Below are 17,416 nucleotides of genomic sequence, written 5' to 3' on the forward strand. Positions count from 1 at the left end.
GAACGAGCAGATCGCAGCATCGGTCAGCTATTCTTGCCCTGCTGGCTATGACCTCAGCGGCACAGCCTGTTCTCGCACGAATAGCGTGCCCGGCACGCCGGTATATGCCTGCCCCAACGGATATGCACTGAGTGGCACGACCTGCACCCGTGTCGAAGATCAGGCGGCTTCCCCGATTTATTCCTGCCCGACCGGGTTCGTGCTGTCAGGATCGACATGCACCGCAACCGTCGTCGCGCAGCCCATCTATTATTGCCCGGCCAATTTCACCCTATCCGGCCAGAGCTGCTCCCAGACCCACAGCCAGCCCGCCGCCTCGCACCAGCAATGTCCGGAAGGATCCAAAACCAACCCCGGCGGCAGCTGCTATACCGAAGATCCACAAAGTGACTGCGGCGCGCTCCAGGGCAATCCCCAATGCAGCTGGAAATATGACAATTGCCTTGACGACAACCCCTCGGCCGACGGCTGCAAGATGATGGAGAAAGTCTATCGCTGCCCGGTGCCGGGCGGGACGGTCCAGCAACCGCCCAAATATGTCTGCGGCGATGATGTCTACTGCTTCAATGGCGATTGCGAGGCGATCAACCGGGAGGCATCGAGCGAGTTTAAGGACGCGCTCACCGCGCTGCACGCGATCGATACGGCGGGCAAGGATTACGATCCTGACGACATGCATGTGTTCCCCGGCACCCGCGACACCTGCCACAAGCCGATTTTCGGCGTCGTTAATTGCTGCGCAGGCAAAGTGTCCGGCATGCTACCGCTCGGCATTGGCGGCGCCGCGCTCGCAGGCGCGATCAGCGGCAATGTCGCCGCACTGGCTGGGGTCGCCACGCAGTTTCTCACCACCTTCCTATGCTCGACCGAAGAAAAGATGCTCGACGTCAAGGATCGCATGGGCTTTTGCACCTTCGTTGGCAGCTATTGCTCCTCCAGCATCCTGGGGGTCTGCGAGACGAAGCGGAAGACCTATTGCTGCTTTGAAAGCAAGCTCTCGCGCATTCTCCAGGAGCAGGGCCGACCGCAGATCAGCAAGCCGTTCGGCAAACCCAAGACCGAGCAGTGCGAGGGCTTCACCGTCGACGAGTTCTCGCGACTTGACCTCTCGGTGATGGACTTCACCGATGTCTATTCCGACTTCATGGACGCGGCGCGAATGCCCGACGAAGTCCAGACGATGAACGACATTCAACAGAAGATACAGGACTATTATGAACTGCATAGTCGGTGATCTCCCCTCGCGCGCGCAGCCCTTCGGGTGGAATATGACCGCCTTCGAACTGGCTGTGTTTGTCCGCATTTATCGCAACGATGCGCCGCTCTGGCGCGATAATGTGCGCAAGGAAGTGAGCCTCTGGGTTGAGCACATGGTGGCTCCAGCTGAACTCAAGGCTTGCCTCGATCATATGCTCGCACGCGGATGGCTGCTGCAGCGCGGCGATCGGTTGCGCGCGAGCAATGAGGGCCGCGCCATCGCCCGGCCGCTGATGAACGGGCTCATTCGCATGCTGGATCAGGGCACACGCCTGGTCGACGTCGCCCTGATGTTGTCCATCCTGCGGCTGCCCCATGACCAGCTCGGCAGCCCGGTTGCGGAGGAACGCTCATGAAAGCGATGGGAATGACGATGCTGCTACTGGCCCTTGCGCCGCTGGCAGCGCGTGCGCGCGCGCAGGAGGCAGGCGGTGTTGATGCCGCCGACAGGCAGGGCCAGGGCGACGACTTCTATTGCGGTGAGCGCCGGCTCGGCCAGTGGTTCTATTGCAGCAAGCCCAAGGCCCCACAACGCCAGGCATCGGAGGCGCCGAAGGCAAGCGCGGCCGATCGCATGGCTGCGATCACCAAGGAACTGGATGAGCTCAAGGCCAAGGCGATCCTGGAACCGACAGAGGCCAATGTGATCGCCTATGTCCAGTTCCAACGCGAGCAACTCGATCGCGCCTCGACCTTCTCCGACACCTGGCAGCGCGCGCTGTGGCAGAATCCCGACCTCGACTATACGCTTCAGCGGCCAGTGAGCACGGTGGGCAAGCGCGCCTGGCTCGACAACCGCAAGGCCGACCGCGATGCGGTGCTCACCAATCTTGGCCAGCGCTATGGCCTCTTCTATTTTTACGCCCAGAGCTGCGGCGCCTGCGACATATTCGCACCGATCCTGCGCTCGGTCGCCGATAGCCACCGCATGGCGGTGATGGCGGTTTCGATGGATGGCGGACCCAGCCGCGATTTCCCCAACTATGTGGTCGATACCGGGCAGCGCGCGCGCATGGGCGTCCCCGGCAACGAGACGCCGGCGCTGGTGCTGTTCGACACGGCGACCAAGCGGGCCATACCGGTCGGGTTCGGCATCCTTTCGGGCGACGAGATCATGGACCGCATCTTCATGCTGACCAACACCAAGGTGGGGAGCGACTTCTGATGGAGCAGGATGGCAAGCCCGGCCGCGTTCGCCGTTTCCTGAACAGCGCGGGATCGACCATCGGGATGATGGCCGCCGCGCATTTCGCTGTGACGGGCGTTGCTAACGCCAATGTCGCCTCGGAAATGAACGTTTTCTTCAGCGAAGCGGGGGGCGCTGCCAATGTCACCGGTCCCTCCGCCTTCCAGGGCCAGTCGGCGGGCTATTATTCCATGGGCAATGTCTGGACGCGGTTCCCGCAGAAAAGCGTGTCGCCGTTCAACCTCCAGCTTCCCAGTGCGCGGGCAGGCTGCGGCGGCATCGATCTCTTCTCAGGCTCCTTCTCCTTTATAAATGCCTCGGAGATCGTGGCGATGCTGAAGGCGACGGCCAATAATGCGCTTGGGTTCGCGTTCAAGCTCGCGATCGACTCCGTCTCCCCCGAGATCGGCAAGGTGATGGACGAGTTTAGCCAGAAGGCGCAGCTCTTGAATCAGATGAACATCTCCAGCTGCGAAACGGCGCAGGCGCTGGTCGGCGGCATCTGGCCGACCATGGACACCACCCGGGCGACGATCTGTGAGGCCGTGGGTAATTCTCAAGGCATCTTCTCCGACTGGGCCGCCTCCCGGCAAGGCTGCAACAATGGCGGGAGCCGCGACAGCACGATCGCCGGAAATTCGGACGCCGCCATGAAGGACCAGCTCGTCGGCGAGAACCATAATTACACCTGGGAAGCGCTCAAGAAATCCGCAAAATTTGGCGCGTTCGATCAAGATTTCTCGGAATATATCATGACCCTGGTCGGCACCATCGTCACCCGGCCGTCGACCAGCGCCAGCGTTGGTGGCAATGTCGTGATGTTCGGCCCGGCCGAAGACGCCGTGGTCACCGCCTTGCTTGATGGGACGCAGAATGCTCCGGCGGTGAAGGTGCTCAAATGCAATGACAGCAATTGCTATGATGTGGGGGAAACCACCCTTTCGGTTCCCGCATCCGCAGCGCTGCGTCCCCGCATCCGGCAGATGGTCAGCAATATGAGCATGAAGGCCCGCACCAACGGCACGCTGACGGCTGCCGAGAAGCAGCTGCTCAACATGGCGACGATCCCCCTTTACAAGATCCTGACGGTGCAGGCGTTCGCGCATAACGCGCTGACCGATGGAGAGATTGAGGCACTCTCCGAGATCGTGGCGGTCGACATATTGAATGCCATGCTCGATAACATGCTCGATCGGGTTGAGCAGTCCAAGGTCCATTATCAGACGGCCGATCAGGCGACGGCCGAGCAGTGGAAGGCGCAGATCGCTGCTACCCGGCAGAAGTTCGGGCAGCGGGAGGTGAAGCTCAACAACAAGCTGCAACTCACCTATCAGGTCATCAACCGGAGCGTGTTTTTGGAGTCGACACTGCAAAATACGATGTCGCCGGGCATGGCGGCCGCGCTCAACTTCTCGCGCGGCCTGAACGCGCAAGGCATCCGGTAAAAGACGAACCGGATGCTGGAAGTCTTCACAGTCGGCGGCGGGGAATATCTCGTCAACACGTTCAACGCGGTTGCGGCCTGGACCGGGGGTGGCGGTTATCGCTCCATGATCCGGGTGATCATGGTGATGGGCCTCATTTACTCCCTACTCGTGGTGGCGTTCACGCTCAACTATAAAGCCTGGCTGAACTGGTTCCTTCAGGCCACCACGATCTACCTATGCCTGATGGTACCGACTGTCGACATCAAGGTCACTGACCGGGTCAATCCAAGCCTGGCGCCGGCGACGGTCGCCAACGTGCCGTTGGGCCTTGGGGTGCTCGCAAGCTTCACGACCCAGATTGGCGACTATCTGACCCGCACGGCCGAGACCGTGTTCGTGAGCCCAAGCGAACTCAACTATAGCAGCAATGGCCTCATCTACGGCGCCCGGCTGTTCGACGCGACGCGCAATTTCAATATACGGGATGCCGAGTTTTCCGCCAATCTCGATCATTATATGAAGCAGTGCGTCTTCGGCGACATCATGCTGTACCAGAAATCGCTGACCGACCTTGCCAACGCCACCAACCTGTGGGGCGCGATCGCGTCGGATGCGGGATCCCGGTCGCAGGAATGGCTGGAGCGCAGCGGCGGCACGGTCACGCCCTATATCGTGACGTGCAAGGACGCTTACTCCATGCTCGATGCCCAATGGGCGTCGATGATCGAGTCCAACTCCAAAATCTGGGGGCTGGAACTCTATCCCAAGCTCTCGGAAGCGATCGCGCAAGCCAAGCTCCGCAGTGACCTGCCGATCGCCAATCAGGCCTTTACCCAATCGACCGCCGGCTTTGTCGAAACGATGCGGCAGAACACCGCAATCAATGCCTTTATGCAGGCCCGCAACAATATGAGCGGGAGCGCGATCGACGCATTTGCGCAAACCCGCGCCGACATTCAGGCGCGCAACACCTATAACAGCATTGCCCAGCAGGCGATGACCTGGGTGCCGATCCTTAATATCGTGCTGACGGTCGTGTTTTTTGCCATGTTCCCGGTCATCTTTCCGCTGTTTCTGATGCCGCAGACAGGCCTGTCGGCGCTGAAGGGATATGCGACGGGGTTTTTCTATCTCGCTGCCTGGGGTCCACTTTATGTAATCTTGCACATGATCTGCATGACGCGGGCGGAGGTTGCCGCCACCGGCGTTGCCAAGGGCGGCGTGACGCTTGGCACCTATGCCGGGATCGGCGCGGTCAACGCGGAAACTGCGACGATCGCGGGGTTCATGCTCATGAGCGTACCCTTCCTTGCCGCGGGTCTGGCGCGCGGGGCCATGTCCATCGCAGGGCAATCCATGTCGATGCTGGCGCCGGCTCAGAACGCGGCGGAGGCGGCGGCGCTGGAGGAGACCACCGGCAATTATTCCTATGGGAATGTGAGCTGGGCGAACCAGACGTCCAATATGCGGCAGAGCGACCAGTGGAATACGGCGGCCTCCTATCAGGCCGGTGGGACTGCTTATAGCTGGCGTCATGAAAATGGCGGGGTCGTGTCAAGCTTCGGCAATGGGCAGGAGGTGATTGATACTTCTCATGCCATCTCCCGGCTTGGGTTCACGCCGACTGCCAATACCGGGTTCGTGTCCGAAATGCGGGAGCAGGCGCATGAGGCGCATCGGCAGGCGCAGGCGTATCGGGCCGCCGCGAGCGATATTCTCACAAGCACCCATACCGATCGTAGTTCGTCTAGCGTGTCGTCCGAGCGAACAAACGGATGGGACACCAGCGTGGGCCGCAGCTCGGGCACATCGGTCGAGCAAACCGACCGGCAAACCGGCAGCAGTTCCAGCGGCATTGACCAGCGGTCATCGACAGGACTTAGCCAATCAGAAAGCAGAGGGCGGGATTGGACAACTAATTGGAACGAAAATGTCTCGGGAGGTCTCGGTGGTCAGTTGAGTTTCGGCAAGGGCGGTAAGTCCGGTTTGGGCTCTGGAATCGACGGTCGAGTTGGGATTACTGCAAACCAAAACGATCAGTTGGGACAATCTCTCAAAGAGACGCGGTCAGCGGATGAATCTAGCAGTTCCTTCAGCGGCGTACGTGACGAACATTCGACCGGAAGCAGCGCTTCGACATCTGAGGGCACATATGAAAAGGGCGGGTCATTTGACCGGGCATCGACGACCAGTTCCTCGTCGCAAGGACGGGAAGATGCGCTTGCACGGGCCCGCTCCTATCAGGAGTCGGCAGATAAGCTCGAAGAGCTCTCCCAGCAGCTTTCCCGCGACGCCAGCTATGCCGAAACCCATGGAATGCAGCTAAGTGAAAATCTAAGCCAGGATCTGGCGCAGTGGTATCGCAAGGAGCAAGCAAGCAATCCTGGCCTCGACGCGCCGGAGCTATGGGCAACCGATCTGACCGACCACCAACGCATAGTCCGCGATAGCATGATAAACCGTTGGATGGGAGAGAAGCGGGATTCAGTCCGTGCTGAAGTACAGGACCGCCTTCGTGGGCCGGACATCGTAGACGTGCCGCATCGCACGATGGGCGGTTTTGACGACGTGCAGAAATCCTATCATCCTGGCGGTGTCGGAAGCTTGCCGAAGGGGCCAGCGTTGGGTGATCCGAGCCTGGCAGTCGAGATCATCGCAGAAGGGCAGAAAACCTATGCGGCCGTTAGACAAGCATCACAGGCCGGACGCGCAGGTCACATTCAGGCGGGCATGAACATGCAAAGCGACGTTAACGGGGAGACCAGCCGGAAATTTTTCGAAACCAGCCCGCCCGATGAATAATCTATCGCACTAGACAGAAGTAGAGGAGCATGCCGGAAATCAGGATCAAGGAGATTCCCTTCCCAATCAGCACACCGGCAGAAAGCCCACCTCCCTCATCGATTTCGTCGTGAACGCCATAGGAGACAGGCTGATCGACCACTTTGATGATCGGCCCACCCAGCGTATTCTGGGTCGTCAGATAGGTATCGATGTCAAACATCCCACAAACCTCCGGAGGTTCCCTCATAGAGCATTCTAGACGTGTTTTCAATGTGATAGGAGAATTCGAATGGTCCAACATTCAGCACCGCAACAGCTTTGGACATGTCATAGGATCTGCAACTGATCGCTCCCGGTCTGGGCGCCGCTAGATCGTTTGGGCAAGAGACCGAACGGCACGCTGGTCTTCACAGAGATGCCGCGAAGGGGGGGCCGACCAGCTTCGATGTGAGTGTGGTTCGCTGCTGAATGCCCGGAAAGGAGAAATCCGCGTCGCTCACTTCCCGGACCCGGGTGCAATGCCACACCTCAGGCAAAGCTGCACCGCTGGTCATCGCTGCACCCTGTAATTAAGTGCGCGCTCGATTGCTCCGCGAAGCATTGCCCTGTCGCCGTCCAACTCCGATCTGCAACACGCCTTTTTCAACGCGATCGGCCAGCAGTCCCTACCGGGCGCACCTCGGCCATAGCGTCATAGCTTTCGGTGAGTTCAAGCTGACGACCATCGGCGAACACGACCAGCGTTCCATCGTCGCAGGGCTGAAAATAATCGATCTGGTCCATGTTGATCGTGACCGGATTGCCGTCGCCCAGGGTAAATTCCGCGATCATCGCCGTCCTCCGTTTCGATACTGAAACGCAGTCGGTCGGCTAATGATCCTTAGCGGCTGCGCGGCGGCGGCCTGGATAGCTACATGCCGGAGCTAAAAGCGCCATCTCATGGATCATTCACCGGCAGCGGCTTGTGCTCCTCCTCGGCGTGGTACACCACATCCCCTAGCCGCCTCATGTCCACCAGCTGGCCACACGCTGGGCAGGCGTAAAAGTTATCCGCCTCGTCCTCAGAAACGGCATAGGTGGGCAAACAAGCATTTAGCTCTTCGCGTGTCTTTTCGTCGATCAGAGCACCACCGCTCCGGGCTGCCCCGCGCCGGAAACTGCCTGTTTGAGCTGGCGTCCCGCAGCTACAGAAGAAGCCCCGCAGCAGGGGTCACTGGCGGGGCTTCACAGGCTTTGCGCCTGTCCGCCAGTATACTCTCAGCTTGGTCGAAAACCCATGTCTCATAGGGATGAAAATCTCCGACATGGATTAAGAGGCTGCAGCAATTCCATCATGGTCGCGTGCCGCACCTTCTCTTCGCCTCCGAGATGTCGCACCTTCGCGCGCAATAGTGGCGTAATCCATTGCGCTGCCTTCCGCTTCTCTATGGCCACTGGCGGCGTTGATCGGCGCTGGCCCTCGATCGCTGCCCAGAAACGATCGCGCTCGTTCGCGTTGAGCGTGACCATGGCACCGCCAGCATCTTCCACGCCGTGCAGCGCCTCGCGCGCGCAATGCGCCATAGTAGGCCTAAGCCCTGCTCTGTGCCGACGATGACGAACTGCTCGACAGCGAACGCCTTAATCTTCAGCCATGACGTGGAATAGCCAGCGCGATATCGGCTGACCGCCAGCTTAGAGGCGGTCCCCTTCAGCCCCAGCTGTTCCGCCTTGTGGAAAAACTCGGGTCCGTGCCCCACGATAGTCGCTGAACTGGATCGGAAAGGCAGGGTCCCGATCATATCGCGCCGCTTCTGGTCCAAAGCAGCTTTGTCGTTCAGCGGTCCAATTACCTAACCGTCGCGAGATCCTTCAGCCAACACTCAAACCCCAACGGCCCCTTGGCGATATGACGGATGGCGCCCAGCACGTGGCGCCTGACGACCCATTGGAGCGTGCGGCGCCGCTTGGCGATCTCCGCGTAGCTTAATCCCTCCACGCTATTGAGTATGAATGTGTTGCGCCAATGTTCGGGCATCGAGGATAGCAACATTTGCTTCACGGCTTGGTCGTCGACTACATCACCATCCCATAAAATGATGCCGGTGATGCCCAGCTCGTGCAATGTCTTTTCGCAATATGCCCGATAACGGATTTGCAATGCCGATTCCGCTCTTTCGATTTCAGCGGCCTTCCGACGCTCTGTTGTTTCGCCATCGAGCATCACGGTGATCATGGCGAGTGCCTCGGCGACGCATGCCTCGATCGCGGAAGGCTCGATGGACAGGCGAACCGCTATTTCCTCATAGGGAAGATCATCCAGGCGGTGCAGAAGATAGATCACCCTGGTCACCACCGGCAGCCGCGCCATAGCTCCTGCGTATGCGGCGGGCGTCAATCTCGCGCGTTCAAACATCACAGAATTCTCCTGTTGCGCGAGCTATCGTGGCAAGCGGTTGGCCGCATTGGCTTTCCACCCTTTGATGCAGTAAGCCCGCACACTCTATCGCCCGTGCGAGTTCGGTACTTCTGATCCGGTACGCCCGGCTGTGCCTCGAACAGCATTGCCGTGACGTTGCGCAGATCGCGCTGAACCAGCGATAACAGATGGTCCATATTGGTGCGCCTCGTCATGCCTGTGCCTCCTGCTCTTCGCGCCTCGAGCCGACTGGACGCGGGTGCCCCGTCACGTCTTGCACGCGGTCGAGAAGGTCGCGTAGCAGCGGGCGTACCTGCGTCGCAGTGAAACCGCCGCTGTCGGGTTGCCGATTATCAAGTCGATGCGCACGGCCCCATTTCCAATAGGGCGACAGAATGGCAGCAAGGCGCGCCATGTCGGGACAGTGATGACCAAGGCCTGTCGCGTTTGCATAGGCAAGTGCCTTCCCGACGTCCAACCGGATATTGCGCGCATTCCACTCGTCGGCGAAACCGATATCCAGCAAATGCGATGAAATTGCCAACTGGCCGACGATGCCGGCCTGGTAAAGCATTTCCCCGGCGTCTTTGGCAAACAGGCCGTGGTCGATTCCCAGGCAAAAGGACTCCGCATTGTGATAGCGGAAGCGGCTTAAGCGCTGCCCTTCCCCACTGCGTACGATCTCTGCGGGCCAGTCGTCGTATCGGTGGTGGAGCGCAGCAACAGCCTCGCCCCAACACGTGTTGGCAGCCGCGGCAACGGCAACCGGCGAGACTATCAAACCGCGCAACATTGCGCGTCGTGATCTGGTGGGAGGACTGTCACCCATATGCACCTCCATTTTGTATTTTCGGCAGCCCAAGGAAGAGTTCGGGGGAAGCCGCGATGCCCGCAGTACCTCCGCACGATTCGCGGTCAGCATTGCAACTATGCGGGTCACAATCTCGCTTGCCCCAATATACGCAACCGTTTATCCAATAAACGACGGCGTATATTGAAATAAACGGTGGCGTCAACCAGTTTGGCTTGGAGATTGCCCGTATGGCCGATAGCGCCGAAACGATGGGACGCCCACCGCTTGGAATGAAGCCGACAACGATCAGGCTATCGGCAGAGACGATCAGACGCATTGAAGCGCTGGTCGGCAACAGGCGGCTTGCCTTGTTCATTCGGGAGGCGGTCGAGAATGAGTTACAGCGCCGAGAGGAACCAAAGGTGCCAAGCGACTGATTCCTACCTGAGAGGATGTCGGCTAAGCCGGCCTTGAAAAAGTGACCTTGAAGGTGTACATCCATTGACGGTAAAGAAAAAGCCGCACCACGACCTCGCTGCGATCAAGGTGAAATTCGCGGATGCGGAATCGCTGGAGATCACGGGCAAGGCGGAGCGCGATGCCCGGGCTATTGGTTACTCGCTGGAGGATATCGTTGATGTCGTACAAGCACTGGATCCGGGTGACTTCGTGAAGTCGGAAACGGCTCATAACCCAGTTAACCCGCGCAATTGGCACGACACTTACCACATCCCTTGCGATGGCTTGTATCTTTATCTGAAGTTTGCCGGCGAGACATTGGTCGACGTGATGCTTACGTCGTTCAAGGAGGTTTGAGACGTGTCAGAAACCCGAATTCATCCTGAGACCGGAAAGTCGCTGCGGCGTGATGTCCGCCAGCAGACGGTGCGGGTCGGTTCAATGTCACAGGTCGTCGATGTTCCGGGCTGGTATCCCGATGACGATGGCGATTCCGTCCATACTGGTGCCGACCTGAAAGCCTCAAATGAGGCCTATAAGTCGCTTCGGGACGCCTATGCCAAACATGTGAGGGCCGTCCGCAAGAAGCTCGGCCTTACACAGGAAGAAGCCGGCCATATCATTGGTGGAGGTAAACGCGCGTTTCAGAAATATGAGAGCGGCGCTACGCCGCCGAGCGAGGCTGCCGTTGGTCTCATTGAGCTGCTTGCCCGCCACCCCGATGAGATAGAAACGCTGCGAGCCTTTCGTCCCCCGTTCAAAGAGCGCACGTTGGCCAATCCAAAGCCATCGGTCGCTTTACCTGCGGTTCCCGCCCGCCGCGGCGTTCGTACCGAACGCAAGTTGCAAGCATAAAAAGGGCGACGATCGCACTCAGCCCGCAGAATCTGCCTATCTAAGTTTCATCCCTATGGCGGACCTACATCAGCACATTGCGGGTCTGTCCCGCTTCGGCTCTCAGTTTGGCGCCACAGAAACGGCTTCTGATGCCCGTCTCCACCTCGACCAGCGACAGCATGGTACTGCCTCGCCAGCGTCATGGCCTTGAGGCCCACAGCCGAGCAGAAGCTCCCTCCGACACCGCCGGCGCCCCCCGGTTGTTAGCGTCGGACTACAGGACCTGCGCGGAAGAAAATAATCGGCTGCTGTGGTCTCCTTAAAGATCGAGGCCAAGGCTCCGGTCAGGGAGCGTAGGGAAGATTTCTGCGCGATCGGATTGCGAGCGGCCCTGCCTATCGGCAGCGGCTACGTCGTTGCTCTTAGGCCCCGAACTCTGAGCACGATCGCTCGGCGATGACGGAGCTCCATCGGTAAGACCCAGCTCCCCTGTCCGTGCGGCGCGCGCTGCCCCGTCCGACTTGCCATCAATGTCGAGCCGACCGACGGTTTCGAGCGCGGAGGTCTTGTTGCCAGGATTGCTGGCAAGCTGGCGTTCGAGCTTGGCCTTGTCGTCGACGATCATGGTCAGCTGATCACGAACACGGGTGACACCAACGTTGAACAAGCGCTGATTGGAGAGATGCTTTTCATAGCTGGCCATGACCGTGATGGCCCTGTCAGTCGTGATACCCTGCGCCATGTGCATGTTGAGGCTATAGGCCAAGTCCACCCGCGACAGCATCGGATCGGACACGCCCAGGGTAATCCGCTGCTGTGCTGCCGTCTCGACCGTGACGCCGCTCCCATCGATTGCAACGATCTTGGCAATGGCGGCATTGTGCAGGTCGCGCGGTTTATCGTTGGCGGTCCAGCGGATGCGTTCGCCCGCCCGGACCTGGATGGTCTTCTTTTCCGACAGCTGAAGCCGGTCACGGGTTTTCTGCATGGAAAGCTTCTGGGGGTCGAAGAGGAGGCGCTCGCGGCCATTACGAAGGGCGACTTTGCCGTTGGCGTGGACCTTGACCACCTCATAGCGTCCACGCTTCAGACCGACATCCTGCGCACCGCCGTGCCCGACCTCCAACGTCTGGCCCGCCTGGTAGTTCTTCGCGTAGCGCAATTCCTCGCGGGTGAGGTTGACGCGCTCGTAGACAGTGAGGTTGATCGGCTTACCGCGCAGTGTGCCTTCTGTGGCCAGGCCTTCCTGTATGCGTTCATTGATTGCCGCCCGCGCTTCGCGGCCCGATGCAAAGACCGCTGTGCGCTCCCGTTCTTCGGCCGAGAGGCCGAGCCAACGATCGGCTGCATCTTCGGCCGGGCTATCCGATTCAATGACGTTGTCCCGCAGGATACGCATGGCGACGCCTGCCTTCCCCGCATTTGCCAATGACGCCACCGTTCGGAGCAGCGTGTTGCGCTGACGGATATTCTGGTCCATCCGGGCCATGGTCCCGCCGCCGGCCTGTATCATGGCAAAGGCTTTGCCAGCATCGATCGAGGAAAGCTGTTGACGGTCACCGACCAGGACCAGCTTGTCGATCCTGAGCGCGTCGGCGATCTGGTGCAGCCTCAGCATATCCTGCGACGACACCATGGAGGTTTCGTCGACGACGATCATCGTGTTTGCGAGGCCTGCGCGGACCTCCTCATAGCGCGAGCCGCTCTGCTCGGTGATGAACCGCTGATGGGCAAGGACAAAGGATGCAATGGTCTGGCTCTTGATCCCGGCCCCTTCCGCCATATCGGCCACCATCTTGTTCTGGAAGGCGAGACCCAGAACCTGACGGCCTTCCCCCTCGGCCACGCGCGCCACCGCAGACAGCATGGTTGATTTGCCGGCCCCCGCGACGCCCTGGATGGTCACGGTTCGATCCGCCGTGGACACAATCAGGCTCGCGGCGCCTAGTTGCCCAGCGTTTAGCTCATGGACGCTGACGGCCTGAAGGCGAGCGGGAGCGTCCGCGGCCGCGACGATCGGTGCGGCCGAACCCTTGCCAGATTCGACAAGCCCAAGGATCCTTTCTTCGGTGGCGAGGGCTTGCCTGGTCGTCACCATCGATATGGCCCCGTCGCTGTCGCGGCCGACGCCGGGTATAAGCGTACCCCGCTTGGTCAGCGTGGCTATGCGCTGATCGACATGTTCGATCGTAACTCCCTTCAACCCCAGGTCCAGCGCGGTTTTGGCAAGGTCCGTGATCTTGAAGGCGGCCTCGCGCTCGGCCTGAATCCTTACCGCCGACGCGACGGCAAGCTGCGCGCGAGCGGCTGATGCAGTGACCATCATGCGGGCCAGTCCACGATCGACCAAAGGGTCGTCCCGCGCGAGGATTCCGGACAGCTTGTCGAAGGCCGTCGCAATGACCTCCTTCATGGCATGATAGCCCCGATGCAGCGTGCCCTGTGCCCGTTCCTGCGTGCTGCGCGCCTCGGCCATCGAGAGGAAGTCCTTGCCGGTAAAACCGAGCTCGGCGGCCTTTTCCTTCCACGCCTTCCCCAGCGCATCACGATCGTCGATATTGAGCTTGGGATCGCGGGTCCGCTTGGTGATCGAAAATAGTGCCTCGCGTGACGTGACGCCGAGCTCAGCAGCCTTGGCAAGAATGTCCTGCCGCCGCTGACTGAAAGCGTCGATCACGTCCCTTGGCACACCGGCAATTTCAAAGGTGCCATGCTTGCCCTTCATGTCCATCACATAGCCCAGCTTCTCCAGCTCATGGCGCAAGGCGGCATGGTAGATCGTGCCGATGACGCTGTTGGCCTTCCAGATCGCGCCATTGTGGAGGGCCTGCCATTTCCCATCAGGCATCCGCGTCAGATTGGCGATAACCGCATGGACATGCCCCTGGGGGTCGAGGGCGCGGCTCGTGTCATGCTCGAACAAGGCATAGACGAGGTTGCCGGTCTTTATCGGGGCCTTCTTTCCGTCAATGTCCCGCCGCCCCTCGGCGAGGTTCTGTTCCACCCATTTCATGGTGGATTGCACCGCGCTCATATTGGCAGCGAGAATATGTCGGTCTCCGGCTACATAGGCCATGATTGAGGCTGATTTGGGCATGGAGAAGGTGAGGTCGGTCCCCGACTGGCGGTTCTCCACCTGGGCAACACCGGTGCCGTCAGGGAGAATGCCATTGAGAATGCGTTCGAACGCATCTTTCGTGACCTGGCCGGAAAGGCCGAGCTCCTGTGCCCCCTCCCCTGCCCAGATGCTCACTTCCGACGACCCTTCGACCGTGTAATAATTATCCTTCGCAAAATAGTTGGCGGCGCCGGAGGCGGAGCGAACGGGTGCGACGGAAAGCATGGATCAGATCCCGAAACCGTCGGTGTCTAGGCCGGCAGAGAGATCGTGGCGCAGTTCAATGAGGGTCTGATCCTCAACGACCGGGGCGCTGGACGCGGTCTCATGATCGCCGCGCTCTGACCGGCCCCGCTCCAGCGGCGCTTGGCGCTGCTCATTCTCCGATGCGGTGCCGGCGCTATCGGTGCGCGAGGGCGCCGCCCTGCTTACAAGCGGTTCGCTGGCGCGATCCGTCCTGCTGCCGTCCTCGGCCTGCGGATCGTCGTTAGCGGGTGACAGCCGAACTTGGTCGATCGCGCCGCCCGCGACGGTCGGATCGCTCACATTCACGATGACCTGCGCGGCGCCGTCGCGGCCTCCCGCCTCTCCGCTCTGCGGCTCCTCCTCAAAGGCCCCCTCCCCTCGTTTCGACCGCAGCGGCTGGATGTTCTTCCGGCGCACAAAACCCTGCGCGACCGATGGGTAATCCTGGTAGTGAAGAACGAGGCGGGCAGCGGGAAATCCATCGGGAAATTTGACGAAGCCATGGAGCGAGGGAAGGTTCGTGATGTCGTCGGCGATCACGAGCGGTTCTGTCTGCTTGCGCGGCGTCAGGGTCGATGCATCGCGGGTGTTGTTGTAGCCATAGCTATAGGCCTCATCCATCTGGCGGACCTCGCGATTGCCGATATAGCGCGCGCACTGTTCGGCGGTGTCGAGATCTGAGGTGGCGAGGATCAGCTTCGATCGTGCGAGCGAGGCAAGATTCTTCGCGCCATGCTCACCATAAACCTCCACCAATTTCTCGAAACTGTGCAGCCCCAAGATCATCGCGCCGCCGAAGGCGCGGGCGGTCTGGAGACCATTTTCAATCGCCGGGATGCGGTGAAGCGCGCCCAGCTCGTCGAACATGAACCAAGTCCGCAGCGACCGCGTTCGGGGCATCGACATCAGGTTGTTGATGGCAAGGTCCATCCAGAGCGTCAACAGCGCCTTGTTCATCGGCAGGTCGAGATAATGGGAGGTGATGAAAAGGATCGCGCCGGACTTCTTCTCCCCCGTGATCCAGCGCCTGATCGAGAAGGGTTCGCCCTCTTCGGGAAGGAAGCGCAGCACCTGCGCATTGGTATTGAAAACAGCGCGAATGGATTCCGCCATGCGTGCCGCTTCCGGTGCCGTCAGCGGGTCAGCAATGGTGTTGGAGAGATAGCGGTGAACCCGCGCCAGATCGGCGGTCATCAGATTTTCAGAGAGGGCCAAATTGGTGGCCTGTCCGCGCTCGATCAGGCGCATGCACATCTCGATGAACAAGGTGCGCGCCGCAAGCGCCCAAAAAGGTTCGGACGAACCGCCATCGGAAGGGATGAGGGCCGCGGCAGCGGAAGTAAATTCGCTATGGGAAGAGCAGTCGTTGAAGATGGACCAGACAGGGCAACGCTCGTCCATGGGATTGAGGATCGTGTCGCGCGCAGGGTCGTAGAAGGACTCCACATAGGCGCCGGTCAGGTCGAAGATGACCGCGCTATCCTGACGCTCGCGCATCTGCGCGACGAGGCTTCGGAGCTCCGTCGTTTTCCCCGAGCCGGTGGTGCCGATCAGCATGGCGTGGGATTGCTCGAGCCGATGCGGAAAAGGGATGCCGCCCAAGCTATAGGGATGGTGGATGCCCCTCCCCTTCCGCTCGGCAAATGGGAGCCGCAAAACCTCGCTTGGCTTCATGCCGGGACATAGATGGGCGACATCCTCCTCAAACTTGATGCGGTTATGCTCGATGATCTCGGACCGCAGCAATTCGACGTCCACCAGCATCGCCCCGCGCTCATGCCGCTCCTGAAGGATCGACTTGCCCCTGCGCTTGGATATGTCGACGAACCAGATGGCGGCAGGAACGGTGATGAAGATCGACAGCAGGAACGAGCCGATCAGCCCTCGCATCGCGACGTCCCAGGCGCGGATCACGTCGGGAATATAGGGCACGGCGGACATGATGGTGCGAATGATATCGCCGCTCGGCAGAGTGACGTTGACACGCTTCATCGGATCGAGGTCGACCCAGTTCCAAAGCTCGGAATAGACCTTCATGCAGATGAGCTGAAAACCATGCTCATCGAGCTTCACTGACATGATGCCGAACCAGCAGCCAAGAAACACGAAGAACCAGAAGATGACGGGCAATTTCGCGCCTGACAGCCACATCAACATTTCGTGACTCAGGAGCTGGCTTCCACGGGTGAAATTGCCCGAGTTGCGCTGGACGTTCCCGCGCGCCGAATGGTGACTGAGCGGTATGTTCTGGCCGTTGTCGCGGATGTCCTTACGCGCCATGATAAAGCTCCACGCGCTTGTCGGTTTCAGCGACGATGCGGTCGCGATATTGGGGAAATTGTTCACGGATCAGAACATCGAGGGCGAGGTGCTGAAACTCGCCTATGCGCGCGAGGCGCAGGCGGCTCATGTCCTTCAGGGAATCGCCGGACAAAAGTAGGTCCACCGCCGTCCGAATGAGATCAGCGGTAGGCACCCCCCGGCTACGGGATTGCTGCTCAAGGCGCTCCCACTGATCCTGTTCGAGACGGACCGTGTAACGCCGTTGCTTAATTGTCATCCACCCTACCTCCTAGCAGAGAGGCTGGTGGGGATTACGAAAGTGGAATATCGATAGCCGAGGCTCGTGCCCATTGCAAGTTGTCAGACAGTGCAGGCGCGGCTAATGGCCGATTTAACTATTCGCCATACAGGTTGAACTTCCTGTCATACAATGTCTGACACTTCCGAAACGGGGATTGCGTGCGGTTCCACTGATTTTGGTTGAACCGCAGGTGCATACGGTGTGCTGGCTGACCACTTGGGAAGGCACTCACGCAAATGGCGCGCTGGTTACCTGTAACCGGCTCCTGCTTACCCGGCCGCAGGGCCCGGTCGCCGATCCGGCAGGGATCGGCTCCGCCCATCGGGC

14 protein-coding genes and 1 pseudogene are annotated in these 17,416 nt (G+C 60.0%); 7 read left to right on the top strand and 8 right to left on the bottom strand.

Going from position 1 to position 17,416, the window contains the following annotated elements:
• Nucleotides 1-364 precede the first annotated feature (364 nt).
• The 5 genes and pseudogenes from K663_RS24975 to K663_RS20290 form a co-directional block, all read left to right on the top strand.
• Nucleotides 365-1,234 (top strand): annotated as a pseudogene (locus K663_RS24975) (conjugal transfer protein TraN); the annotation flags it as partial.
• Nucleotides 1,215-1,613 (top strand): hypothetical protein, encoded by a 399-nt coding sequence (locus K663_RS20275; protein ID WP_235589612.1) that lies wholly within the window; start codon nt 1,215-1,217, stop codon nt 1,611-1,613. The pseudogene K663_RS24975 and the gene K663_RS20275, both read left to right, overlap by 20 nt.
• A 17-nt stretch (nt 1,614-1,630) precedes the next feature.
• Entirely contained in the window at nt 1,631-2,422 is a 792-nt protein-coding gene (locus K663_RS20280; RefSeq protein WP_062121815.1) for a conjugal transfer protein TraF, read from the top strand.
• A gap of 65 nt (nt 2,423-2,487) precedes the next feature.
• On the top strand, nt 2,488-3,888 hold the full coding sequence (locus K663_RS20285) for a conjugal transfer protein TraH (RefSeq protein ID WP_062121816.1): 1,401 nt from the start codon (nt 2,488-2,490) through the stop codon (nt 3,886-3,888).
• Between the two features lie 12 nt (nt 3,889-3,900).
• On the top strand, nt 3,901-6,672 hold the full coding sequence (locus K663_RS20290) for a conjugal transfer protein TraG N-terminal domain-containing protein (protein WP_062121746.1): 2,772 nt from the start codon (nt 3,901-3,903) through the stop codon (nt 6,670-6,672).
• 1 nt (nt 6,673) lies between these two features.
• On the opposite strand, the gene K663_RS20295 is transcribed toward K663_RS20290, so the two are convergent.
• The 5 genes from K663_RS20295 to K663_RS20315 form a co-directional block, all read right to left on the bottom strand.
• On the bottom strand, nt 6,674-6,874 hold the full coding sequence (locus tag K663_RS20295; protein WP_062121747.1) for a hypothetical protein: 201 nt from the start codon (nt 6,872-6,874) through the stop codon (nt 6,674-6,676).
• A 422-nt stretch (nt 6,875-7,296) separates the two neighbouring features.
• Nucleotides 7,297-7,485 carry a hypothetical protein gene (locus K663_RS20300; protein WP_062121748.1) on the bottom strand — a complete coding sequence of 63 codons (189 nt, stop codon included), beginning with the start codon at nt 7,483-7,485 and terminating at the stop codon, nt 7,297-7,299.
• Nucleotides 7,486-8,482: 997 nt separating this feature from the next.
• Nucleotides 8,483-9,004 carry a sigma factor-like helix-turn-helix DNA-binding protein gene (locus tag K663_RS20310; protein ID WP_062121750.1) on the bottom strand — a complete coding sequence of 174 codons (522 nt, stop codon included), beginning with the start codon at nt 9,002-9,004 and terminating at the stop codon, nt 8,483-8,485.
• 44 nt (nt 9,005-9,048) lie between these two features.
• Nucleotides 9,049-9,267, bottom strand: a complete 219-nt coding sequence (locus K663_RS24065) for a hypothetical protein (RefSeq protein WP_145902389.1) — start codon at nt 9,265-9,267, stop codon at nt 9,049-9,051.
• Nucleotides 9,264-9,881: a hypothetical protein gene (locus tag K663_RS20315; protein ID WP_235589613.1), complete on the bottom strand. Its 618-nt coding sequence runs from the start codon at nt 9,879-9,881 to the stop codon at nt 9,264-9,266. The genes K663_RS24065 and K663_RS20315 overlap by 4 nt, the downstream gene beginning before the upstream one ends.
• A 465-nt stretch (nt 9,882-10,346) precedes the next feature.
• Between K663_RS20315 and K663_RS20325 the strand changes: the two genes are divergently transcribed.
• Both K663_RS20325 and K663_RS20330 read left to right on the top strand, forming a co-directional pair.
• Nucleotides 10,347-10,661, top strand: a complete 315-nt coding sequence (locus K663_RS20325) for a type II toxin-antitoxin system MqsR family toxin (RefSeq protein ID WP_062121753.1) — start codon at nt 10,347-10,349, stop codon at nt 10,659-10,661.
• Nucleotides 10,662-10,664: 3 nt separating this feature from the next.
• Nucleotides 10,665-11,159, top strand: a complete 495-nt coding sequence (locus K663_RS20330) for a type II toxin-antitoxin system MqsA family antitoxin (RefSeq protein ID WP_083536055.1) — start codon at nt 10,665-10,667, stop codon at nt 11,157-11,159.
• Between the two features lie 301 nt (nt 11,160-11,460).
• Here K663_RS20330 and mobF read toward each other — a convergent pair whose 3' ends face one another.
• Genes mobF through K663_RS23555 form a run of 3 tightly spaced genes read right to left on the bottom strand, consistent with a single transcriptional unit; the run spans nt 11,461 to nt 17,065 of the window.
• Nucleotides 11,461-14,484 (bottom strand): MobF family relaxase, encoded by a 3,024-nt coding sequence (gene mobF, locus K663_RS20335; RefSeq protein ID WP_062121754.1) that lies wholly within the window; start codon nt 14,482-14,484, stop codon nt 11,461-11,463.
• Nucleotides 14,485-14,487: 3 nt separating this feature from the next.
• Nucleotides 14,488-16,785, bottom strand: coding sequence for a type IV secretion system DNA-binding domain-containing protein (locus tag K663_RS20340; RefSeq protein ID WP_062121755.1), 2,298 nt, complete (start codon nt 16,783-16,785; stop codon nt 14,488-14,490).
• Entirely contained in the window at nt 16,775-17,065 is a 291-nt protein-coding gene (locus K663_RS23555) for a ribbon-helix-helix domain-containing protein (RefSeq protein ID WP_083536056.1), read from the bottom strand. Before K663_RS23555 ends, K663_RS20340 begins: the two co-directional genes overlap by 11 nt.
• Nucleotides 17,066-17,416 lie beyond the last annotated feature (351 nt).

The sequence above is a fragment of the Sphingobium sp. MI1205 genome (assembly GCF_001563285.1).
Classification (GTDB): Bacteria; Pseudomonadota; Alphaproteobacteria; order Sphingomonadales; family Sphingomonadaceae; genus Sphingobium.

Excerpts from the sequence above, each read along its gene's own strand:
- K663_RS24065 (WP_145902389.1), bottom strand. The coding sequence starts at position 9,267 with ATGACGAGGCGCACCAATATGGACCATCTGTTATCGCTGGTTCAGCGC.
- K663_RS20315 (WP_235589613.1), bottom strand. The coding sequence starts at position 9,881 with ATGGGTGACAGTCCTCCCACCAGATCACGACGCGCAATGTTGCGCGGT.
- mobF (WP_062121754.1), bottom strand. The coding sequence starts at position 14,484 with ATGCTTTCCGTCGCACCCGTTCGCTCCGCCTCCGGCGCCGCCAACTAT.
- K663_RS20300 (WP_062121748.1), bottom strand. The coding sequence starts at position 7,485 with ATGATCGCGGAATTTACCCTGGGCGACGGCAATCCGGTCACGATCAAC.
- K663_RS20295 (WP_062121747.1), bottom strand. The coding sequence starts at position 6,874 with ATGTTTGACATCGATACCTATCTGACGACCCAGAATACGCTGGGTGGG.
- K663_RS20290 (WP_062121746.1), top strand. The coding sequence starts at position 3,901 with ATGCTGGAAGTCTTCACAGTCGGCGGCGGGGAATATCTCGTCAACACG.
- K663_RS20280 (WP_062121815.1), top strand. The coding sequence starts at position 1,631 with ATGCTGCTACTGGCCCTTGCGCCGCTGGCAGCGCGTGCGCGCGCGCAG.
- K663_RS20275 (WP_235589612.1), top strand. The coding sequence starts at position 1,215 with ATGAACTGCATAGTCGGTGATCTCCCCTCGCGCGCGCAGCCCTTCGGG.
- K663_RS20340 (WP_062121755.1), bottom strand. The coding sequence starts at position 16,785 with ATGGCGCGTAAGGACATCCGCGACAACGGCCAGAACATACCGCTCAGT.
- K663_RS20285 (WP_062121816.1), top strand. The coding sequence starts at position 2,488 with ATGATGGCCGCCGCGCATTTCGCTGTGACGGGCGTTGCTAACGCCAAT.
- K663_RS20310 (WP_062121750.1), bottom strand. The coding sequence starts at position 9,004 with ATGGCGCGGCTGCCGGTGGTGACCAGGGTGATCTATCTTCTGCACCGC.
- K663_RS23555 (WP_083536056.1), bottom strand. The coding sequence starts at position 17,065 with ATGACAATTAAGCAACGGCGTTACACGGTCCGTCTCGAACAGGATCAG.